17 protein-coding genes and 1 other RNA gene are annotated in these 20,842 nt (G+C 53.4%); 7 read left to right on the top strand and 11 right to left on the bottom strand.

Annotation, left to right across the window (positions count from 1 at the left end):
- Positions 1-100: 100 nt before the first annotated feature.
- The 3 genes from Q1W15_RS20435 to Q1W15_RS20445 all read right to left on the bottom strand — a co-directional run bounded on the left by Q1W15_RS20435 (position 101) and on the right by Q1W15_RS20445 (position 3,191).
- Positions 101-439 carry a YbaB/EbfC family nucleoid-associated protein gene (locus Q1W15_RS20435; RefSeq protein WP_016780291.1) on the bottom strand — a complete coding sequence of 113 codons (339 nt, stop codon included), beginning with the start codon at positions 437-439 and terminating at the stop codon, positions 101-103.
- Between the two features lie 77 nt (positions 440-516).
- Positions 517-2,562, bottom strand: coding sequence for a DNA polymerase III subunit gamma/tau (gene dnaX, locus Q1W15_RS20440; protein WP_300731521.1), 2,046 nt, complete (start codon positions 2,560-2,562; stop codon positions 517-519).
- Positions 2,563-2,798: 236 nt separating this feature from the next.
- Entirely contained in the window at positions 2,799-3,191 is a 393-nt protein-coding gene (locus Q1W15_RS20445) for a hypothetical protein (RefSeq protein ID WP_300731526.1), read from the bottom strand.
- Between the two features lie 475 nt (positions 3,192-3,666).
- Between Q1W15_RS20445 and Q1W15_RS20450 the strand changes: the two genes are divergently transcribed.
- The 5 genes from Q1W15_RS20450 to Q1W15_RS20470 all read left to right on the top strand — a co-directional run bounded on the left by Q1W15_RS20450 (position 3,667) and on the right by Q1W15_RS20470 (position 8,048).
- The gene (locus Q1W15_RS20450) at positions 3,667-4,965 is read left to right on the top strand and encodes a site-specific integrase (RefSeq protein ID WP_300731528.1); all 1,299 of its coding nucleotides are present in this window, start codon (positions 3,667-3,669) and stop codon (positions 4,963-4,965) included.
- Positions 4,966-5,167: 202 nt separating this feature from the next.
- Positions 5,168-6,052: a hypothetical protein gene (locus Q1W15_RS20455; RefSeq protein ID WP_300731531.1), complete on the top strand. Its 885-nt coding sequence runs from the start codon at positions 5,168-5,170 to the stop codon at positions 6,050-6,052.
- A gap of 982 nt (positions 6,053-7,034) precedes the next feature.
- The gene (locus Q1W15_RS20460; protein ID WP_300731533.1) at positions 7,035-7,274 is read left to right on the top strand and encodes a hypothetical protein; all 240 of its coding nucleotides are present in this window, start codon (positions 7,035-7,037) and stop codon (positions 7,272-7,274) included.
- Between the two features lie 124 nt (positions 7,275-7,398).
- The gene (locus tag Q1W15_RS20465; RefSeq protein ID WP_300731536.1) at positions 7,399-7,563 is read left to right on the top strand and encodes a hypothetical protein; all 165 of its coding nucleotides are present in this window, start codon (positions 7,399-7,401) and stop codon (positions 7,561-7,563) included.
- Positions 7,563-8,048: a hypothetical protein gene (locus Q1W15_RS20470; protein ID WP_300731539.1), complete on the top strand. Its 486-nt coding sequence runs from the start codon at positions 7,563-7,565 to the stop codon at positions 8,046-8,048. The genes Q1W15_RS20465 and Q1W15_RS20470 overlap by 1 nt, the downstream gene beginning before the upstream one ends.
- Positions 8,049-8,230: 182 nt before the next feature.
- Here Q1W15_RS20470 and Q1W15_RS20475 read toward each other — a convergent pair whose 3' ends face one another.
- A complete protein-coding gene (locus Q1W15_RS20475; RefSeq protein WP_300731542.1) occupies positions 8,231-8,686 on the bottom strand; it encodes a hypothetical protein in 456 nt (151 codons plus the stop codon).
- A gap of 162 nt (positions 8,687-8,848) precedes the next feature.
- Between Q1W15_RS20475 and Q1W15_RS20480 the strand changes: the two genes are divergently transcribed.
- Together Q1W15_RS20480 and Q1W15_RS20485 are read left to right on the top strand one after the other, a co-directional pair.
- Positions 8,849-9,079, top strand: coding sequence for a helix-turn-helix transcriptional regulator (locus tag Q1W15_RS20480; RefSeq protein WP_300731621.1), 231 nt, complete (start codon positions 8,849-8,851; stop codon positions 9,077-9,079).
- A 267-nt stretch (positions 9,080-9,346) separates the two neighbouring features.
- Positions 9,347-9,988: a recombinase family protein gene (locus tag Q1W15_RS20485; RefSeq protein ID WP_300731545.1), complete on the top strand. Its 642-nt coding sequence runs from the start codon at positions 9,347-9,349 to the stop codon at positions 9,986-9,988.
- A 335-nt stretch (positions 9,989-10,323) separates the two neighbouring features.
- On the opposite strand, the gene Q1W15_RS20490 is transcribed toward Q1W15_RS20485, so the two are convergent.
- The 7 genes from Q1W15_RS20490 to Q1W15_RS20520 form a co-directional block, all read right to left on the bottom strand.
- Entirely contained in the window at positions 10,324-11,064 is a 741-nt protein-coding gene (locus tag Q1W15_RS20490; RefSeq protein WP_300731548.1) for a macro domain-containing protein, read from the bottom strand.
- Between the two features lie 132 nt (positions 11,065-11,196).
- Positions 11,197-11,760 (bottom strand): TIR domain-containing protein, encoded by a 564-nt coding sequence (locus Q1W15_RS20495; RefSeq protein ID WP_300731551.1) that lies wholly within the window; start codon positions 11,758-11,760, stop codon positions 11,197-11,199.
- Positions 11,761-12,218: 458 nt separating this feature from the next.
- Positions 12,219-12,315: signal recognition particle sRNA small type (gene ffs, locus Q1W15_RS20500), an RNA gene on the bottom strand.
- Between the two features lie 281 nt (positions 12,316-12,596).
- Positions 12,597-14,954, bottom strand: a complete 2,358-nt coding sequence (gene ligA, locus Q1W15_RS20505) for an NAD-dependent DNA ligase LigA (RefSeq protein ID WP_300731554.1) — start codon at positions 14,952-14,954, stop codon at positions 12,597-12,599.
- Positions 14,955-15,054: 100 nt separating this feature from the next.
- Positions 15,055-15,939: a cell division protein ZipA gene (zipA, locus tag Q1W15_RS20510; protein ID WP_300731556.1), complete on the bottom strand. Its 885-nt coding sequence runs from the start codon at positions 15,937-15,939 to the stop codon at positions 15,055-15,057.
- A gap of 254 nt (positions 15,940-16,193) precedes the next feature.
- Complete coding sequence (gene smc, locus Q1W15_RS20515) at positions 16,194-19,682, bottom strand: chromosome segregation protein SMC (protein ID WP_300731559.1); 3,489 nt, start codon at positions 19,680-19,682, stop codon at positions 16,194-16,196.
- A gap of 2 nt (positions 19,683-19,684) precedes the next feature.
- Positions 19,685-20,344 carry a GntR family transcriptional regulator gene (locus Q1W15_RS20520; protein ID WP_300731562.1) on the bottom strand — a complete coding sequence of 220 codons (660 nt, stop codon included), beginning with the start codon at positions 20,342-20,344 and terminating at the stop codon, positions 19,685-19,687.
- Positions 20,345-20,842 lie beyond the last annotated feature (498 nt).

The raw sequence follows: 20,842 nt of genomic DNA on the forward strand, positions 1-20,842 counted from the left end.
ACAACGAGAGGCGGTTTATACCCGTGGGCCGGGTCAGCGTCAAATGCCCGGCAAACAGACAAAAAAATGCCAGGCTCTCACCTGGCATTTGATACGCGCTTTAGAAAGGCAACTTCATGCCCGGCGGCAGTTGCATGCCGGCGGTCACGCCAGACATTTTGTCCTGGCTGTTAGCTTCGATCTTACGCACAGCGTCATTCACGGCGGCCGCGAACAGGTCTTCCAGTACTTCGCGATCATCCTCACTCACGCCTTCCAGCAGTGTCGGGTCGATGCTGACGCGTTTGACGTCATGACGACCGGTCATGACCACCGTCACCATATCGCCACCGGCTTTGCCGGTCACTTCTGCATTGGCCAGTTCTTCCTGCATCTTGGCCATCTTTTCTTGCATCTGCTGCGCCTGCTTCATCAGGCCGGCCATGCCACCTTTCATCATGGGAATCACCTCAAACGTTATTTGGACAATGCACCCGCGATCACGATAACCCCGGGCTGTAAGTTTCCAGGTTGACGCTACGAAGCCTGAGCTTGAGCAACGTCAACCGGTTGAATGGTGTCGTCACGCACCACCGCGCCGAACTGCTGCATCATGTGCTGAACCCTTGGGTCAGCGTAAATGGACGCTTCGGCCTGGCGCTGGCGCTCGGCCCGCCAACGGGAGGCAGCCTGTGCAGGCGTTTCCTGCTCCGGCTGGACCAGTTCGATCGTCACTTTCAGTGTGCGCTGCAAGTACTGGTTCAGCGCATCATTAAGACGGCGTTGCTGGGTCGGGTTAAACAGTGCGCTATGGGCCGGGTCAAGGTGCAGTAACCAATCATCACCTTCGGCAGCGATCAGGGTGCAGTTGGCACCAATGCTTGCCGTCATGCCCGACACCGGTAATTTGGGGAACATGTTCAGCCATTCAAGGGCCAGCCCCGTTGCCGGCATTGCCGCCGGTAGCGGCTCGGGCTCAGGCGCGGGCTCAGCGGTGTGCTCACTGGCCAGATCGTCCAGGTAGCTATACGCCGCCGAGTCCATGTCGGGCTCGATGTAGTCTTCATCCAGTGGCGGTTCGTCATCGCGATCCATCCCGCTCGCAGCGGCATCGACTTGCGCGGGCGCGGGCTCAACCTCCGGTGCTGCCACCCATTCCGGGGCATCTGGCACCACGCTGTCAGGGACCGGCAGCGGCATCGGCGCAAGCGCTGGCGGCTCGCCCAGGGTATCCAGCACCGGCTCAGCTACGGCGTTAGCGTCAACACGCGGCGCAGCGGGCTCGTTCCAGGGCAAGTCCACCTCAGGTGGCTCCGGCGCAGGCGCAGGAGCAGCCTGAAGCGCCGGCGGCCTGGCCACTTCAACGACAGGCGCTGGCTGCGGGAGCGATTCGAGCACTGGCGCAACCGCCGTTGGAGCAGCCACGGTGCGGGCGGAATCAACTGTGGCCTGGCTGATCCCCACCGACTTTAGCGGCTGACTCGGCGCATCTGCCGTGTCTGCTGGGCGGAAAGCCAGCATCCTCAGCAGGACCATCTCGAAGCCGCCTCGCGGGTCGGGGGCCAACGGTAAATCACGGCGGCCAATCAGACCCATCTGGTAATAAAACTGCACGTCTTCAGCAGGCAACGCGTTAGCAAGTGCCAGCACCCGGTCCCGATCCCCGTGACCGTTATCCACACCCTCAGGCAGCGCCTGCGCAATCGCCACGCGGTGGAACACGTTAAGGATTTCGGACAGCACGCCATTCCAGTCAGGGCCTTGCTCAGCCAAATGAGCCACGGCTTCCAGCAACCCTCGCGCATCGCCCTGAATCAAGGCATGCAGCAGGTCGAACACCTGGCCGTGATCCAGAGTACCCAACATGGCCCGCACATCCGAGGCCAGTACCTTGCCTTCACCGAACGCAATCGCCTGATCGGTCAGGCTCATCGCATCCCGCATCGAGCCGTCGGCAGCGCGCCCCAGCAGCCACAATGCATCATCTTCAAACGGTACATTTTCAACACTCAACACATGGGTCAAGTGCTCGACCACACGCTCAGGCGTCATATTCTTCAACGAGAACTGCAAGCACCGAGACAGAATGGTTGCCGGCAACTTCTGCGGGTCAGTGGTCGCCAGGATGAACTTGACGTAGGGCGGTGGTTCTTCAAGGGTTTTAAGCAGCGCATTGAACGAATGGCTGGACAGCATGTGCACTTCGTCGATCAGGTAGACCTTAAAGCGCCCACGGCTTGGCGCGTACTGCACATTGTCGAGCAGTTCCCGCGTGTCTTCGACCTTGGTACGGCTCGCGGCGTCGATTTCGATCAAGTCGACAAAACGCCCCTCATCGATTTCGCGGCACACCGAACACGTCCCGCACGGGGTCGAGGTGATACCTGTTTCACAATTCAGGCATTTGGCAATGATGCGCGCAATGGTGGTCTTACCGACGCCGCGCGTGCCCGTGAACAAGTACGCGTGGTGCAGGCGCTGACTGTCCAGAGCATTGATCAAAGCCTTGAGCACATGGGTCTGGCCGACCATTTCGCGGAACGAGCGCGGACGCCATTTACGTGCAAGAACCTGATAACTCATTGATAACCGTCGCGTCTGAAAAGCAGAGGGGGCTAATGCTAGCGGAGCAGGGGCAAAATTGCATCCGATGCGCTCGCCTAATCTGACGTGCCACGCGTTGAAGCGCTAAATGGGGCAAAAAACGTGTAGACGCAGGTCGGCTCCCAAAGCCGTCAGTTTAAGTTGGAACTGGAGGGGCGGCAGTCGCATGGATCTGAGCTACCGCGTCGTACAAAGGAACAGATTCTCGGAGTGCCCTATTGTGGCAATGGCCCACAGGCCTCAATAAGCCTGCCATCAGTACGGCTATCGACATCACCCGCTGCCCCGATGTACACATCGGTATTCGGCCACTTCGGTTTAACCCGAATGCAGTGCGACTTTCCACCGTTAGTCCAGTCGAACTCCATAAAAAATTGCTTGCTGGGGAAGATGTGCCCTGCGCCACCCGTGGCTTCACCCGGGTAAATCTCACCTTTTGAGATATCGTGCTGAACATTCAGAATGTAACCGAGACGCCCCTGCCCCTTTTCAGAGAAATGGAAGCTCACTTGAGGAGTGGCGACAAGCCAAAAGACGAAGGGGGCGAGCAATAGCGCCATCACCCAGCGCCAGAAATACCGCTTCGGTTTATTGGCAGGCGTGGTCACGTGTGCCGTCTCCCCAGCTTGAACGCGGCAAGGCTAAAACTTCGTCCATTAGTATCTTCTACTACTGCAGCAGTACTTTTTTCAGGAGGATTATCGATGTGAGGTGTACGACAAGCTTTAAGGCTTGGAGTATCGTCGATTGTGGTACCCAGCACAGCACTTAGGTGTCCTGAACGCTGTCACATATCGAGATTATTTACTGATAAATCCTTGTAGAATCAAGGAGTTATAGAATGGAGGCAACCCCATCAGCCACACCCCGGCACACAATGTTCCCGCTGTGGCTGCTTCCTTCCGGATCTGACCATGTGGCATGCAAGCATGCTCGGTAATCGTTGCAAGCCATATGGGGTAAGGGTTTCAGGCTTTTGAGGTTGCTTCCAATCACCCGTGCCAACACGTCACACGGGCAGTCAAACATCCGGGGTGCAGTCAGCATTGTTCCACTCGACTGTTCCACTTTGGTGTACCACTTATGGCCTACATCGTCCGCCGCAACTCCATTTACTACATGAATCTGCGGCTGCCCAAGCACCTATTCCCCAAACGCCACACCTTGCGCTTCAGCCTCAACTTGCGAGAGCGTCAGTCCGCATTATTCACAGCAAGCCACATTGCTCAGAAGGTGCACGAGCATTTGCTCGAACATCCCCTAGCAGACCTTCAGACGCTCCGTACGCTGTGTGTCGGGTGGCGAGACGCTACACCTGCACCAGCAATTCAATCTGTCATACAGCGCCCCTCAGCCATTACACCCAAGCAAGTCAGCGGCAGCCCTACCCTTGGCACCCTATCCAAGCGATACATCGAGGAAGGTAAACGTGGTGGCACATGGCGTGAAGTGAGCACACACGAAGTGGAACGCTCACTGCGAGATTTGTTTGAGTTGATGGGCGACATGCCAATAGCTGCATTTGATGTTCACCAAGCCCGGCTGTTGAAAGATCGCTTGAGCCGTTGCCCGCAATACTTCGGACTAAAGCCCGAGTTCGCTGGTAAAACTTTGCTTCAGGTGGTTGAGTCTGGTGGCACTTACAAAGCTGTCACCGCAGTTACGGTGAACAATCGTCTGCGCAAACTCTCAGCATTTATGAACTGGTGCAAAACCAACGGGTACATTCAAGACAATCCCTTGACCGGGCTCAAGATGATGACGGGCTCTGCAAAGGAAGCACGTTTATCATTTGAACAGCGTGACCTGACCGCCCTTCTCGACCTGAATGCACTGAAAACTGAAGCTCGCAAACATCCTTGGCGCTACTGGATACCATTGCTGGGCCGCTACACCGGCGCTCGACTGGAAGAGTTGTGTCAGCTACGAGTCGATGACTTTGTTGAGCAACAAGGCATTCAATGCATCCGCGTAGATGACAGCAGCGAAGGTCAGAAGCTGAAGAATGCAAGCAGCCGACGCATGCTGCCAGTACACCCGCTTCTGGTTGAGTTGGGGTTACTGCGGCATGTTGAGTCAGCCAAAGCCACTGGAACCCATAGATTGTTCCCTGAGCTTGAACCTGTACGGGGAAAGCTGGGGCATGCTCCCTCCAAGTGGTTTGGGAGGTACAAGGTTAAGCGCGGGATTGATGACAGCAAGAAGACATTCCACAGTTTTCGACACACGCTTATTGATGATCTGCGGGATGCTGGCGTGCAAGACTCGCTGATCAAAAGAATCGTTGGGCATGAGGACAATGCCGTCACTTTCGGCGTCTACGGCAGCAGGACTCCACTGAAAGCTATGAAAGAAGCCTTGCAGCACATCGGCAAACCTTAAATAGTTGTTGCCAAGAGAATAATTATCACATATAGTTATTGATCGCATTAAACTGCGACAGACATCCTTAAGCCTCCCCCGCGACCACTGCTCAAACAGTGCCTTGCCAGTTGAGGCTTTTTTTATGTCTGCGATTTGCCCAAATAATCGGCAATGCCACGAGGTAACGCCAATGAACTGAACTTGAACAGGAGATTTTCCAATGCAGCACGCACTCGCCTTAAATTTGACCGACACCACCAACCACGCTGCAAATGATGATGCCCCCTGCAAGGCGACAGCCCTACTAGATCCGCGCGAAAACAAAGTCCTCGTTCTCCATGCGATGGGCATGTCTCGCCGAAAGATCATGGAGGCTGCGGGTGAAACCGAGCACTTCGTTCGTCGAGTCACCAAGGGCGTACCTGTAACTGACAAACTCCCAACATCTCCCTTCGAGCGAGCAGTCGCACAGTGCTACCCATTAGCGATTCGTCGCACCGGAATCATGGACCACCAGCTTCGATCGGTAATGAATGAATGCTATGGCGTTGAGTGGGACACCGAAAAAGGCAAGTACAAAGGACGATATACTGCCGACCATCTCAAGCGAGTGAGGGAAAAGATTCGTGAGCGCGCTACAGCAGAAGGACATTCGGTTATCTTCGTGATGGACTGGATCAATGCTGACGCACCATTTGAGTCGAACACGAAAATCACGCAATGCGCCTTGAATCTACAAGATGCTATTCAAGATGCTGTCGATGATTTCATGCTGGCATTTGGAATGCAGCATGCTGAAGAAGGAGTTGATCTTGCAGTGGCTAGGAACAAGCAAGAGTTTGCAGCACGTCGGCACATCCTTAAGCTGGCAGTCAAAGGGCTATCCAATGAACCTGTTGCAAGATTACAGGAGCGAACCTTGGATCAGGTCAATAAGCTCGCAGGAACTCCAGATGCTCCCGGCGTGAGGGTTACAGTGATCAAGCTCCACCATCCCGAACCAAAAGGGAATGATGCATTCTTGGATTACTGCGAAGGACAGGGTTGGTTGCACCCTGATCATTATCCAGAAGTTGAGCTCGCGATTTCATCGGCTGGGTACTGATAGAGGGATCACCCAGTCACGCCCACCATATATATACAGCGGGAGCGGGTGGGCGTTTGGCCCGCGTTACCCTTACACCATGTATTACATGCTATAGCATGTGAGCCCATGCCCTTACGGGCCACCCCACCACCACCGACCTGACGGTCGAACACAGTAACAATCAATGATTAACACAAATCAAAGCTTCGCTTTTAAGCCCTGATTCTACTTATGTGCCGAGCACATGTATGCCATACACTATCAAGCAAAGAGCAAAAGCTTAAAAGCCTTCTGTCTGTATCGACAGATGATTGGTAAAGCGCAAGAGCTTAAGAGCGGTGGTGGTTTTACTGACGTCAGATCACGAGCATTATCTTCCTGTGCACTATGCACAGAATATACATACAGTGTTCAATCAATTATAAATGTACTGCACTTGATCCAGATTGTTGTGTTCGGCAAGAGTTTTCTATCGACAAATCGACAACTATTTATTGACTTTTATTTGCAGATTTGATTGACAAAACAGCGATTATTTTGTATACTTAACACATTAGAGAAGAAACTAACCACGCAGCGCTTTCTAGTTCGCTGCTTGATTAGTTGAGGTTGATATTTCTCCTTAAGCTTTATCATCCACTTCACTAATCCCTCTTGAATAAGCCCACCTAAAATCGTGGGCTTTTTTTTCGCCTGTAAGAAAATCTAATCGAAAAACCAAACAATCACCTATCCAAAGGAGGTAATTTATCGTGTCGAATACACATATTTGTAAACAATGTGGAAAGAGTCTAGCTGGCAAATACGGCAATGCAAGGCATTGTTCGCATAGTTGTAGATCGAAAACATGGAGGGCAATGCAAACCCCGTCAATCTCGGTAAAGTTGAAACTAACAAAACCTCAGTTTGACACTCTCAAGAGTCAAGCTGACAGCACCAACCTATTGATCAATCAGTTCATTATCAGCAAAGCTATGAGTGCTTCTGGTGGCTTGAGTTTATGAACTTCATTGTTATCGATAAGCAGAGCAATTTGATCAAGGGAGTAGTTACAACGCCAGTACAACCCACCGATACAGGCAAGACATTATTCATCAAGGTTGGTGAGCCAACAATCAATAAGTACTACAGGCTGCTGAGTAAAGCTCACAAGAAAGGCTTATTGGTGGATGTTGGCGAACTGGCAGCAATCTCCCACGCCTTCTTGGATTCATTGATCGAGAACGATAAAAAACGCTGAACCCTGGCTACCCTATCAGGTCGCACTTTCATCGGCCTGAAACCCGCGTGCTAGAGCCGTAAATTATCGTAATTTCGCCTTATCTCAGCCTGCATTAAAACAATCTCACATATGGAGTTAATCAATGAACTTTCAAGAAATGATGGCGCAAGCCATTGCACGCAACAAACTCAACATCACCACCACAACCAATACGAAGCCCAAACAACAAATTTCGATGACTCAATACCAAGCAAGCATCATTGCATTGGCTTTGACAAAACTCAAACAGAAGAAGGAGCTTATCTAATGACCAGTACTAAAATCACCAGCATCCAAGGCATCCCAGCGAAGTTTGATCCAAACGAGCTGGAACGTCGCCAACAACAGTCACAATACGCATATACCCAGACCAGCCAATGCTGTGAACTAGTCAGAGCTGCAATTCCATTTAACTTCCTTTCTGTCATAGCAGAAAAGATTAACGCCGGATACGAACTCAGCTCAAAATACCCAATCACTATGGAATCTTTAAATTACTCGGCTCACTTGGTGAAGCCCCCAGCAATGCAGAAAGCTGATATTGCCATCATCAACAATGATGTAAGGGCTGCTTACAAAGCTGAACTTGAGACTGATCACGCCAAGTATCAAAACCTCCTGCTTGAGCAGCTACTTCAAGCTGAGGAACAGAAGCAGGCCAAAGCGGCAGATGCAGCGAAGGAGAAGTTACTGGCACGCTTACAGAAAGAAGTGGCCAATTGCTATAATCCGCTGGAGTTCCCTGAAGAATAAGAGTGACCGTAAGCACGGCGTAAGCAGGCACGACTTTACTGTAAGCTTTTCGAGTTCCAGTGAATGGCCTACTCAAGCCCTGATTTTCATTAGGGCTCAAGCGTTATTGGTTAGTCCTGCCTTTTGCTCCCACACAATCTATCAATATTGTGCGGATGCTTTAGTGAAGACATTCACCCATATCAATCAGCTACAGTTAAAGCAGGATGATTCGCATCAACACAAAACTGATTCCAGTAAACACTCTCAAATCCCGACAACCTGCTCACACTTCTCGCATCAGCTGTATTGGCTGGGTTTTCAAGCTCTACTGTGTAGGTATCAAAGACACCTAACTCCGTATTTGAAACGCTCATAGATGCGAACTTCATCCCGCCAGCATAACCACCAAAGCTATTTCGCCCATCAACTATCCCGCAAATAGATATTTCCGTCCGATCCCCTACCACCCTTTTTACAACGTAAGAGGATCGAATCACCATAGAATCCGGATCTTTCATCTTCCCCCTAAGGGCTTTTTCAACATCATCCCGAGCCCAGCCCTCAGGGCCAACTGCCTTATTTCTAATGAAAGAACTCACCATAATCACAACCGGAATAAGCACTATCACAACAAGAATCCACTTAACAGCCTTCATAAATACTCCATATACGATCCCGAAAAGCCATCATGGCACCTCTCTCAAACCAGCCAGATGATGCCATGCCAGCCGCAATATTCATAATATACTGTGAAGACGTGAGAAGCTCTACAGCAGACATTCCCCTATTTCAAAGAGGGATGGGGTTTGGATACGGGGTTGGCATTCGGAAAGGCTCTTCGCCAGAGGCGAAAGGAAGCAGGATTCACCCAAGAACAGCTGGCACTGGAGGCTGAGATACAGCGGAATTATGTCAGCTTGATCGAGCGAGGCATAAATCAACCCACCATAACGATAATATTCAAGCTCGCCAAAGCATTGGGATGCACCCCCTCAGCCCTCGTCAGCGACGTAGAAAGTCTAGTTAACACTGAATCCCCCCACTCCTAGCACCAGCCCACGCTATCCCCGTACAGCACCCTTTCCATATACGTCAGTTACGACATTGGCAATCAGCCAATAGCCCTCCCTGAATTCCAGCGCCAGCAAATGAGCGTCCTGCCCCTACCTTTGACCTGTACCGATTTGGGTATAGGCCATCGAGTACAACAACAAGCCCCCTACAGATGACCCAGACTGTACCGATATAAATAGATTTACAACCCTATCGAGTACACATACAATCGGTACACCCAAACGAGCACAGGCATCGCCATCATGTTTATCAGAGCTTACCTTCGCGCCAGTACAGACTCACAAGACGCCAGCCGTGCCAAGCAATCGCTAATCGACTTCGCTGCTAAGCATGACCACAAGATTGCCGCCTTCTACATTGAGAATGAGTCAGGCAGTAAGTTGGATCGCCCTGAGCTGTTCCGGCTGCTAGAAGACAGCCACGAAGGTGACGTGCTGCTGATTGAAGGCGTGGATCGTTTGTCTCGCCTGTCACAAGAGGACTGGGCCAGCCTCAAGGCCATCATTGCAGCCAAGAAGGTGACAGTTGTATCGCTCGACCTATCTACCAGCCATGCAGCATTGAAGGCCACAGACGGCATGGATGACTTCACCAGAGGAATGATTGCCGCTGTCAACGGAATGCTACTCGACATGTTGGCTGTGGTAGCTCGTAAGGACTACGAGGATCGCCGCCGTCGCCAGACACAAGGCATTGAGAGAGAAAAGGCCAAGGACAAGTCGCTGGACAAGGCAGGTAGAACTTACAAAGGCCGACAGACTGACCACGAACTACACGCTCGCATTAGGGCATGTGTGGCATCAGGCAACAGCCTTCGCAAGACAAAAACAATTGTTGGTTGCGCATTGAGTACAGTACAGCGAGCCATGAAAGAGGCAGTGTAAGGCTACAACTCTCATCTAGCCTCGATAAGGCCTAGGCAATGGGTCAGCCTAGGCTGGATGGCGAACGTCGCTCCTAGTGTGTACAGCAGAGGGAACGGCGGGTATTGAGCTGCTATCAGGGGGATTTCTGCGATCCTGCGGTTTCCAATACCCAAAATATGACGTAGGGGTTCGACAAGGTTCCTATCCCGCAGGGATTCTGCCCTGACGATACACAAGACTGATTGGAGAGTGCCAACTGGAAAAATAAACGGGGGGGGGTATTAAGTACTGAGACACCCAGAACAGCGCCTCAGACTGGACCTAAAAATCTAAAACCTCAATCCCAGCCAAAACTAAAGACCATTCTTAGCCATCCTGAAATCTAGTAGGTTTACTTGATCTATCTTGTCTTCATGGACAACAATAGTAAGTTTGGCAGGGTAATTGAAGCGCATCTCACTAATTCTAAAAGTCCAAAGCATAATTTTTAGCAAATCTTCGTCAGTAATATGCCTATGCTCTTTTATGCGAGTAATACCCGAACCAAACACCGGGACGGAAACGCTCTTCTGAGCATAAACAACGTTAATTTTATCCCAGAATCTTATTAGAAACCCCAGATACTCTGGCATTGTGAGCACAGCCTTATTGGTATCATCAAACTTAGCAAATGCCGCCAAGATAAAATCTTCGTAAACACACAATGTACCTAGTTCGTACTTTTGCTTCTTACCTGCACGCCTACCTTCATTAAGCTGGGCCAGATCGGCATCCTCGAACTGAGCTTCTTCCAAGCACCGCTCTAGATCATCCAGCGTCCCCGGAAGATGCTCTTTAATGAATATTCCGTTTAGCGACTTGTCGGATATGATTTTGTTATCTACCTGAGTATCAAAATACTCATTAAACGCAATAACTTTAAAGTCCGGTTCTTTAAATAAATCCCCCGCCTTCACTGTAACAGTACTACCCTCAATATCTAGGTCAACCACCTTCAGGCGATTCGCCGCATACCAACTAATAAGATAATATATAAGAAGACTGAGCAGAAACAAAAAGCCTGCAATATATTTGCACTGCTCTGGAATGTTCACAAATATCAGCACTAACGAAACAATCGTACTGACCCACGAGACCCTCTCCTTAAACCTCACCCATAAATTTCTGTCAGTAAATTTTACCTTCACCACTCACCCCCCAGTCACACCAACACCTTCTACGAAAAATCAGACTGAATACCAGTAATTAGAAGGAGCAATCTTTCCTCCGAGCGTGAGATCACTATCTTCCAGTGCTTTCTTTATAAGAAACTTATTCATTGGAACATGCAAAACAGGAACTTCACCCTTTAACAATTTAAAGGTAGGAAGTTTATCCCACATACTCTTTACTTGCGCTCTCAGCTTACCATCCGCAACCAAGTCCGACTTTTCGCTGTACTCAGGATAAATCACAATAACTGGTAAACCCTGATTACTAATTCCGTACTCGATTTCTTCCTTGACCGCCCTCGACTCAATAGTCTTGCTACTGAGAATAAGAACGATGTTCTTTGAACACTGCAAACGCTCACGCAACCTTGGTTTCAGCGTTGTTTCCCAGTTGCTATCATCTCGAACGTTATATGTTTTGGCATGCGAGTCGTTAAAGGGATAGGACGCATCCTGTGCCTTCCATGCCTTTAGTAAATTGTAATAATTAAAATCTCTTGTCGCATTTGCACCTAGCGCACTAGCATTGAAGGGTTCAGAGACATAAAACGCGCAGTAATTTCCGTTTCTATATGCCACAAGCATCTCTCCTAAATAATACTTTAAGCTATGATCCTTCGCTCGTTTAATTCATGCGAAGGCGCGACTGACATCTACTAGGAACCGTTAGCTCTGCAAAAACAGCCGTGATGGCATATTAACAGTACTGACTACCCTATTGGCAACTCTGCCGGACGACGCTCATCACCCACTCTTACCGCAGTCGCCATAGGCATACGACATCCGAGACGTCTCCTGCTGCGCCTCTATCTGCGACGAGTGGTGAATTTGATCACGAGATGAACCACTATGCAGGAGTCCGCACCCCACCAGCATCGATGGCGAAGCAGCCTGAATGGCTTTGATAGCGAGAGAAAAATTAACGATGTAAGATTGCCAGCACAGCGCACCACTTTGGTGTCACTAAGAGCTGTCACACTTCGAGATTTTTGACGCGAAAATCCTTGTAGAATCAAGGACTTAAAGAATGGAGGCAACCCCATCAGCCACACCCCGGCACACAATGTTCCCGCTGTGGCTGCTTCCTTCCGGATCTGACCAGGTTAACGGGTAATCGTTGCGGAGGGACCGATAGGGTCACCATAACAACATCCGCCTAGCAGCGAACGGCGCTATTGTACCTGTCTGAGGAAAAGTTACAACCGCCGCGACAAGAAAAAAATATGAGCAGGGTCAAGCACTTGGATTCTTGGAAAGGACCCACCTTGTGTCGATGCTCTGTATGCCGGCCAGGGCGGAAGGCGTCGTAAACCTGAATCCTGGATCAGGCAGCGACACCCCAGGACCAGACTTCACGACGACTTCGTCGGCGTGCCGCGTCACGCCTGACGCAGCCTCGTTCTACTCGTCAGCGACTACAGAGCAATGCCCTGCTGCGCCAAGAAAGCCACAAAGGCTTCTTCGTCCAGCACTTTAAGCCCCAACTCGTTGGCTTTGACCAGTTTTGAGCCGGCACCCGGCCCAGCCACGACGCAGTGGGTCTTGCCCGACACCGAGCCCGACACCTTGGCACCCAGGCTTTCGAGCTTTTCCTTGGCCACATCGCGGCTCATCAGTTCCAACGACCCGGTCAGAACCCAGGTCTGGCCCGCCAGTGGTAGACCTTCAACAATCTTTATCTCACTTTGCCAATGCATGCCGAAGTCACGCAGTTGCGCCTCGACCGCTAACGCAGCTTGTGCATTCTCAGGGTTGTCGAAGAAGTCGCGCACTGCCTTGGCCTGTTTTTCAGGCAGGGCCTGGCGCATATCGAGCCAGTCCGCACTGATGACTCGCGCCAGCGTGTCGAATTTATCAGCCAGTTTCTGCGCCCCACCCGGCCCAACCGAGGGAATGTGCAGCTTATCGATCAGGCTACCCAGGGTCGTACTGGCGGCAAACTCCGCCCCCAACTCGCCTTGATCCTGCAACGCCAACCCGCGCTCCAGCAATTGCGCGATCACCTGCTGGTTGTGCGCATCACTGAAGAAGCTGTGAATCTCATGCGCGACTTCCAGGCCGACATCCGGCAGGTAGGTGAGCACTTGCGGCAAGGCGCGCTGAATGCGCTCCAGGGATGCCAATGAGCGTGCCAGCACCTTGGCGGTCTCCTCCCCTACATCAGGAATACCCAATGCGTAAATGAAACGCGCCAATGTCGGGCGCTTGCTGTCAGCAATCGCTTGCAGCAGGTTCTTGCTCGACAGCTCGGCAAACCCTTCCAAAGCGACGATATCGTCAAACTTGAGGGTGTAGAGGTCGGCCGGCGAACTCACCAACCCTTCATCCACCAACTGTTCAACACTTTTTTCGCCCAGGCCTTCGATGTCCATCGCGCGGCGCGAAACGAAGTGAATAATCGCCTGTTTGAGCTGCGCCCCGCAGGCCAGCCGCCCTACACAGCGGTATACAGCCCCTTCGCTAACTGTTTCGCGGCCCTTGCTGCGCTTGATCAACTGCGTGCGCTCAACGTGTGAACCGCACACCGGGCAGCTCTGCGGGATGTGTACCGGCCGCGCATCTTGCGGGCGACGCTCCAGCACGACCTGAACCACTTGCGGGATGACATCGCCAGCGCGACGAATGATCACGGTGTCGCCAATCATCAAGCCCAGGCGTGCCACTTCATCCATGTTGTGCAACGTGGCATTGGACACCGTAACACCGGCTACCTTGACCGGCTTAAGGCGCGCCACCGGCGTAACCGCCCCCGTGCGCCCGACCTGAAACTCAACGTCCAGCAGTTCGGTCAGTTCTTCCATGGCCGGGAACTTATGGGCAATGGCCCAGCGCGGCTCACGCGCGCGAAAGCCCAGTATGGCCTGCGACTCAAGGCTGTTGACCTTAAACACAACACCGTCGATCTCGTATGGCAACGAGGCGCGACGCTCTCCAATATCGCGGTAATAATCCAGACACTCCGCGATGCCCTTGGCCAGTTTCAACTCATGGCTGATCGGCATACCCCATTGCTGCAACTGCTTGAGGTTGCCGATGTGCGTCGGCGCAATTTCCGCCGACACTCGCCCCAGGCCATAGCAACAAAATTCCAGGGGACGGCTGGCCGTAATTTTTGAGTCCAACTGCCGCAAACTACCCGCCGCCGCGTTACGCGGGTTCGCAAAGGTTTTACCGCCAGCAGCCAGTTGAGCTTCGTTGAGCCGCTCAAAACCGGCCTTGGACATAAAGACCTCGCCTCGCACTTCCAATATGGAAGGCCAACCGCTGCCACTGAGTTTGAGCGGAATGTTACGCACAGTCCGAACATTGACACTGATATCTTCGCCCGTGGTGCCGTCCCCCCGCGTGGCACCGCGCACCAGGTGACCGTCCTGATACAGCAAACTGACTGCCAGCCCGTCCAGCTTGGGCTCGCAGCTGTATTCAACCTCTGCGCCAGCGCCAAACAGATCGCCCACCGGCAAATCCAGCCCTTCGGTCACACGCCGGTCAAACTCGCGCATATCTGTTTCATCAAAGGCGTTGCCCAAGCTCAACATCGGCACTTCATGACGCACTTGTGTGAAGGCCGTCAGCGCAGCACTGCCGACACGCTGGGTCGGAGAGTCGGCACTGACCAGCTCCGGGTGCTGCGCTTCCAGCGCTTTCAACTCACGAAACAAGCGATCGTACTCGGCATCCGGGATGCTCGGCTCGTCGAGTACGTGGTAACGATAGTTGTGCTGATCCAGTTCAGCGCGCAGCGCTAGAATGCGGGTATTGGCGGCAGTCATGGGGGGTGTTCTCTCACAAAGCAAAAGAGCAGCCGAGGCTGCTCCACATGTTAGTTCGTCTTGCATTCAGCGCAGGCAAGCCTAGTTGCCAGCACTGTTATCAGCGTTTCTGAGTCAGGGCACGACGCTCGAACTCGACAATGCGTTGACGATAATGCTCGATCGTCTGGGCCGTCAAAACGCTACGCTGGTCATCCTTCAACTCACCATTGAGTTCCTGGGACAACTTGCGCGCCGCCGCCACCATCACATCAAAGGCTTGCTTGGGATGGCGCGGGCCCGGCAGGCCCAGGAAGAAGCTCACGGCAGGCGTGGTGAACAGGTCGATATCATCCAGATCAAACACTCCCGGTTTCACGGCGTTGGCCATGGAGAACAACACTTCACCATTACCCGCCATGCTCTCGTGGCGATGGAAAATATCCATTTCACCGAAGCGCAAACCGCTTTCAAGAATGTTTTGCAGCAGCGCCGGGCCTTTGAAGCCATTCGGATCACGGCTGATCACACTGATGACCAACACTTCCTGTGCCGCTTGCGGCTCTTTGTCTTCGGCAGTCGTAATCGCGGCGCTGGCATTTGAGCGGCCACGCGGTGGTTTGCTTTCGGCAGGGAAATCGTCGTCACGCGCACTGAGGCTCGGTACGTTGTCGTCAAGATCAAGGTTGAGGTTCAAGTCACCCTGGCTTGGCTCACCAGCACGTTTGCCGCGCTTGGACCCTTTGTCCCGCGCCGGCATGCTCACCGACGGCAAATCATGTTCGTCCAGTTGTGGCTCTTTGTGCGCAGGCGTATCCAGAACACGTGAGGGGCCCAACAGCTCCGCACTGGTCTCTTCCTCATCGGACGCGTTGGAAAAGCTGCGATCAAGGCGAAACTTGAGCTTGCCCTTGCCACCGCGCATACGGCGCCAGCCATCAAAAAGAATACCGGCGATAACCACTATGCCGATGACTATCAGCCACTCGCGCAGACCGATTTCCATGTAATCCCTTGCCCCTAAAAAATGATTCTATAAAGAAGAGCCTAAAGCCCTTTAAAACGCGGCACCAACTCTATGTTCTGAATGGCGTTTTTCCACGTACAAAAAAATTAGACGTTAAATTAACACGACCAAAGATAACTTTACACCGTCTGTCGCATTGAGCTAGGCCTTAAGGCCTCATGACTCGCAAGTCATTTCCTACAATCACCAGAGTTTTTTCTTACGAAAGAAAAAAGCTCCTAATTGCTTATAGCTCATGCATCGACCATTGCCATTGCCTCCTCCACATCAACCGCAACAAGACGTGAACAGCCCGGCTCATGCATGGTCACCCCCATCAGCTGATCCGCCATTTCCATGGCGATCTTGTTGTGCGTGATGTAGATGAATTGCACCGTCTGCGACATCTCTTTCACCAGGCGCGCATAACGGCCTACGTTAGCGTCATCAAGCGGCGCATCAACCTCATCGAGCATGCAGAACGGTGCGGGGTTGAGCTTGAAAATGGCAAATACCAGTGCCAGGGCAGTCAATGCTTTCTCGCCACCGGACAGCAAATGGATCGTGCTGTTTTTCTTGCCCGGTGGGCGCGCCATGATCGTCACCCCTGTATCGAGTAAATCTTCGCCCGTCAGTTCCAAATAAGCGCTTCCTCCCCCGAAAACTTTTGGGAAAAGCGCCTGTAATCCATCATTTATCTGATCAAAGGTGTCCTTGAAACGGCTGCGGGTCTCTTTGTCGATCTTGCGAATCACGTTTTCCAGCGTCTCAAGCGCCTCAACAAGATCAGCATCCTGGGCATCCAGATAACGCTTGCGCTCTGACTGCTGTTGATACTCATCAATCGCCGCGAGGTTGATCGCACCCAGACGCTGAATCCGCGCTGCGATGCGCTCAAGCTCTTCTTCAGCTTGCTGCTCGTTGAGTTCAGCACTCAAGGTGGCAAGCACGCCGTGCAAGTCATAGCCATCGGCAAGCAACTGATCCTGCAACGCCGTGCGACGGACCGTTAGTGCCTGCCACTCCATACGCTGCTGCTCGAGTTGGCCGCGTATCAATTGGGACTGCTGCTCGGCCTGATTACGTCGTTTTTCAGCATCACGCAACTCACGGTCCGCATCTTCCAGAGCGACCTGTGCGATCTTGAGTTCTTCATCCACGCTCATGCGCTTGTCGAGTAACTCCTCAAGCTTGAGTCGCAGCTCTTCGAGCGGAGCCTCGCCCTCTTCCAGGTTCAAGGTGAGCTGTTCACGCTTTTCAGCCAGACGCTCGGCCTGCAACTCCAACCGCTCAAGCGCCTGGCGGGTCGAGTCGTGCTGGGCCCTGAGCGAGCCCAGACGAACGGCCAATTGATGCGCGTGATCCTGGTGCTGGCGCGCCTCCTGGCGCACGCGATCCAGTCGCTCACGCAAGCTGTCACGCCGAGCCAATAACAGCTCACGCTGTTCGGTATCGGTGGCCATGGCATCCAGCGCCTCTTGCAAGTTCAGGCGCGACTCACCGACCTGCTCGTGCTCCAGTGCCCGCTGCTCACCCAACTCGGCCAACTCTTCATCCAGACGACGTCGGCGCAAGGTCAATTGTTCGACTTTGGCTTTGCTGGCCGAGAGCCGAGCTTTGATCTCACCCTGCTGACGCGCTTCGTCCTGCAAACGACGACGAACCTGCTCGCGTGACTCTTCCTGCGTCAACTGTTGCTCACGCAAAACCTGTAATTGTTCTTCCAGTGTCGCCAGTATCGCGTCGTGCTCATCGCGCTCTTCAGCCAGCCGCTGAATTTCCTGGCCTCGGGCAAGGACGCCACTTTGCGCTTCACTGGCGCGGCACACACGCAAAAAGTTACGCCCTACCCAATAGCCCTCGCGACAGATGAAACTGCCGCCTTCGGGCAATTGAGCGCGCATCGCCAGCGCCTGCTCAAGGGACTCAACCGGCTTGACCTGCCCCAACCATGGCGACAGGTCAACATCAGCCTGGACCTTACTCAACAGGCTGTCACCAGGATGACCCACTTGAGCGGCGCAGCTATACAGGCGCAAGTCACCCTGAGTAAACCCGGCCAGGTCCAGCGTTGCAAAATCGTCGACCAGCACCGCCTGCAAATCGGCACCGAGCACGGTTTCTACTGCAAGCTCCCAACCCGCCTCTACGCGCAACCCCTCTGCCAAGCGCGGACGCTCGGACAGGTGCTGATCGCGTAGCCACTCGGCAGCCCCCGTACCCGGATCGAGGGCGGCCTGCTGTAGCGCTTCAAGCGAGGCCAACCGGCCATTGAGGCGCTGTAATTGACCTTGCGCCTGCTGTTGATGTTGAGTGGCTGTTTGCAAGTCATGACGCACTTGCTCAAGCGCCTCAACCAACTGTTCTTCACTGGACTGCAGTGCTTCTTGCGTCAACTCACGGGTAGCCAGCTCTTCGCTCAGCGCCAGAATGGCGGCATCTTCCGGGTCTGCCGCCAGCAAGGTGTGCTCTTCAGCCAACCGGCGCTGGCGTTCAGCCAGGCGCTCCATACTGGTTTCCAGCTGTTGGATACGGGCTTGCAGGACCTCAGACTGGCGCTGCGGCTCGGCCGAGCGCAGGTTGAAGGCGTCCCACTGCTCTTGCCAGCCGCGCATGGTCTGTTCGGATTCTTCCAGTGCCGCCGCTGACTCTTCGGCCGCCGCCTGGGTCAGCTCCTGCTCAGGCACCAGCATTTCAAGCTCTTCACCCAGGGTGGCGAGCAAGGTTCGGTCGTGCCCCAGGTGCGATTCGGTTTCAAGGCGCGAGCGTTCAGCTTCGCGCAGGTCGTCCTGCAACTGTCGCAAACGCTGCTGGCCGTGCTGAATGCTTTGCTCTACGCGGGCAATGTCACCGCCGACCGAATAGAAACGCCCCTGCACCAGATTGAAACGCTCGGACAGGTCATGGTGCCCGTCACGCAAGCGCTCAATACTGGCATCGGCGTTACGCTGCTCGGCAACCAATGCCTCGAAACTGACTTCCTGATTACCGATAACGGCTTCGCGCTGCCCCACTTGCTCGTTCAATGTCTGCCAGCGCAAGGCTGACAACTGAGCCTTGAGCTGGCGCTCTTCGCCCTTGTATTCCTGGAACTTCTCGGCAGCCTGTGCCTGGCGGTGCAGACGCTCAAGCTGACGCCCCAACTCCTCGCGCAAATCGGTCAGCCGTGCAAGGTTTTCATGGGTACGACGGATCCGGCTCTCGGTCTCGCGGCGACGCTCCTTGTATTTGGAGATGCCCGCCGCCTCTTCGATAAAGTTACGCAGGTCTTCAGGCTTGGACTCGATCAGCTTGGAGATCATGCCCTGCTCGATGATCGAATAACTGCGCGGCCCAAGCCCTGTGCCGAGAAAGATATCGGTGATATCACGACGGCGGCACTTGGTGCCATTCAGGTAGTAAGTGGTCTGACTCTCGCGGGTGACCTTGCGGCGGATAGAGATTTCAGCATAAGCCGCATACTCACCCAGCAGCGTGCCATCCGAATTATCGAACACCAGCTCAATGCTCGCCTGGCTGACGGGCTTACGGCTCGTGGAACCGTTGAAGATAACGTCCGTCATTGACTCGCCGCGCAGGTTTTTGGCGGAGCTTTCGCCCATCACCCAGCGTACGGCGTCAATGATGTTCGACTTGCCGCAGCCATTCGGCCCCACGACCGCCGCCATGTTGCTCGGAAAGTTAACGGTTGTCGGATCAACGAAAGACTTGAAGCCTGCGAGTTTGATGCACTTGAGCCGCACGCTTAGGCAACCGCCAGGGCAGACAGCACCAGTTCACAACTGCGTTGAGCGTAGCGGCTCAACACCACACGAATTTCAGGCAGATCACGCGCCAGCACTGCGTCGAGCAGTTGCGCAAACAAGGTCAGAAATTCACTCATTTCAGCCTTGCGTTGCTCCAGGGCAAGGTAATAGGCGCGACTCATGGCCGGGTGAAGGTTCTCGACGGTTTCCTGCAAGTAGGGGTTATCCGCAAACGGATAAGCAGCGCGCATGACATTGAAGCTGTCTTCTACGAAGGCACTGATGTCCTGGCGTTCATAGCTGGCGATCAGGCGTTGCTGAATTTGCAGGAACGGCCCCAGATCGGCCTGTACCGCCCAGCGCTGGGCAACCGCATTGCCGAGCAGAATGTACATCTCGCTCATCAGCGTGCACAGGCTCTGCACCTTGTGCGCGGTGAGCTCAGTCACATGTGCGCCCCGCCGTGGAAGAATGGCGATCAGGTGTCGGCGCTCGAGAATCAACAGGGCTTCGCGTACTGACCCGCGGCTGACATTGAGTGCCAGCGTCACTTTTTGTTCCTGAATGCGCTCCCCGGGCTTGAGCTCGCCACGAATGATGCGTTCGGCGAGGTGGTGAGCGATTTGCTCGGCGAGACTATCCGGCGCCTTGAACGTCATGTTTTACCTTCAAAATCTTTGATCAGTACAGGCGGTGCAGTGTAACGCACTTGATCGGTACAGATAGATGCCTCCAGTGCAGAATTTGGCACAACTCAAGCAAAAAAATCACGGATGCTGTCGCAAGGGCATCAAGGACTGGCCCCCTTTACTTTCGGCTCGCTCATGACGCTCATTATCGAGCAAGGATTTACTCAAAAAACCGCCATACAGGCCGACAACGACGGCTCCAGCCCCAGGCAATTTAGAAAAGTACATTGCGAGCGGTCGCCCTCCGAATGCCATCCCTGCACACGCAGCAGGGTTGCCACGGCATCAGCATGACGCATAATTGCTCACTGGATCTTGAACACAGCCTGGGCTGGCTCAATCCCGCTTGCTGGGTTCTGCTGGCAGGCACTTGGGTTTGAGCATGACTAGCCAATCGCCACCTGTCGCACTCACGCTGGCCAACACGGCGCTGGTGCGCCTCCCATTATCCGATGGCGGCTGTCCTCA

This window comes from Pseudomonas sp., from assembly GCF_030150285.1.
Lineage (GTDB): Bacteria > Pseudomonadota > Gammaproteobacteria > Pseudomonadales > Pseudomonadaceae > Aquipseudomonas.

What these genes read in the sequence shown, in the direction of transcription:
- Q1W15_RS20435 (WP_016780291.1), bottom strand. Translation starts at nt 439, where the DNA reads ATGATGAAAGGTGGCATGGCCGGCCTGATGAAGCAGGCGCAGCAGATG.
- dnaX (WP_300731521.1), bottom strand. Translation starts at nt 2,562, where the DNA reads ATGAGTTATCAGGTTCTTGCACGTAAATGGCGTCCGCGCTCGTTCCGC.
- Q1W15_RS20450 (WP_300731528.1), top strand. Translation starts at nt 3,667, where the DNA reads ATGGCCTACATCGTCCGCCGCAACTCCATTTACTACATGAATCTGCGG.
- Q1W15_RS20455 (WP_300731531.1), top strand. Translation starts at nt 5,168, where the DNA reads ATGCAGCACGCACTCGCCTTAAATTTGACCGACACCACCAACCACGCT.
- Q1W15_RS20460 (WP_300731533.1), top strand. Translation starts at nt 7,035, where the DNA reads ATGAACTTCATTGTTATCGATAAGCAGAGCAATTTGATCAAGGGAGTA.
- Q1W15_RS20465 (WP_300731536.1), top strand. Translation starts at nt 7,399, where the DNA reads ATGAACTTTCAAGAAATGATGGCGCAAGCCATTGCACGCAACAAACTC.
- Q1W15_RS20470 (WP_300731539.1), top strand. Translation starts at nt 7,563, where the DNA reads ATGACCAGTACTAAAATCACCAGCATCCAAGGCATCCCAGCGAAGTTT.
- Q1W15_RS20475 (WP_300731542.1), bottom strand. Translation starts at nt 8,686, where the DNA reads ATGAAGGCTGTTAAGTGGATTCTTGTTGTGATAGTGCTTATTCCGGTT.
- Q1W15_RS20485 (WP_300731545.1), top strand. Translation starts at nt 9,347, where the DNA reads ATGTTTATCAGAGCTTACCTTCGCGCCAGTACAGACTCACAAGACGCC.
- ligA (WP_300731554.1), bottom strand. Translation starts at nt 14,954, where the DNA reads ATGACTGCCGCCAATACCCGCATTCTAGCGCTGCGCGCTGAACTGGAT.
- zipA (WP_300731556.1), bottom strand. Translation starts at nt 15,939, where the DNA reads ATGGAAATCGGTCTGCGCGAGTGGCTGATAGTCATCGGCATAGTGGTT.
- Q1W15_RS20520 (WP_300731562.1), bottom strand. Translation starts at nt 20,344, where the DNA reads ATGACGTTCAAGGCGCCGGATAGTCTCGCCGAGCAAATCGCTCACCAC.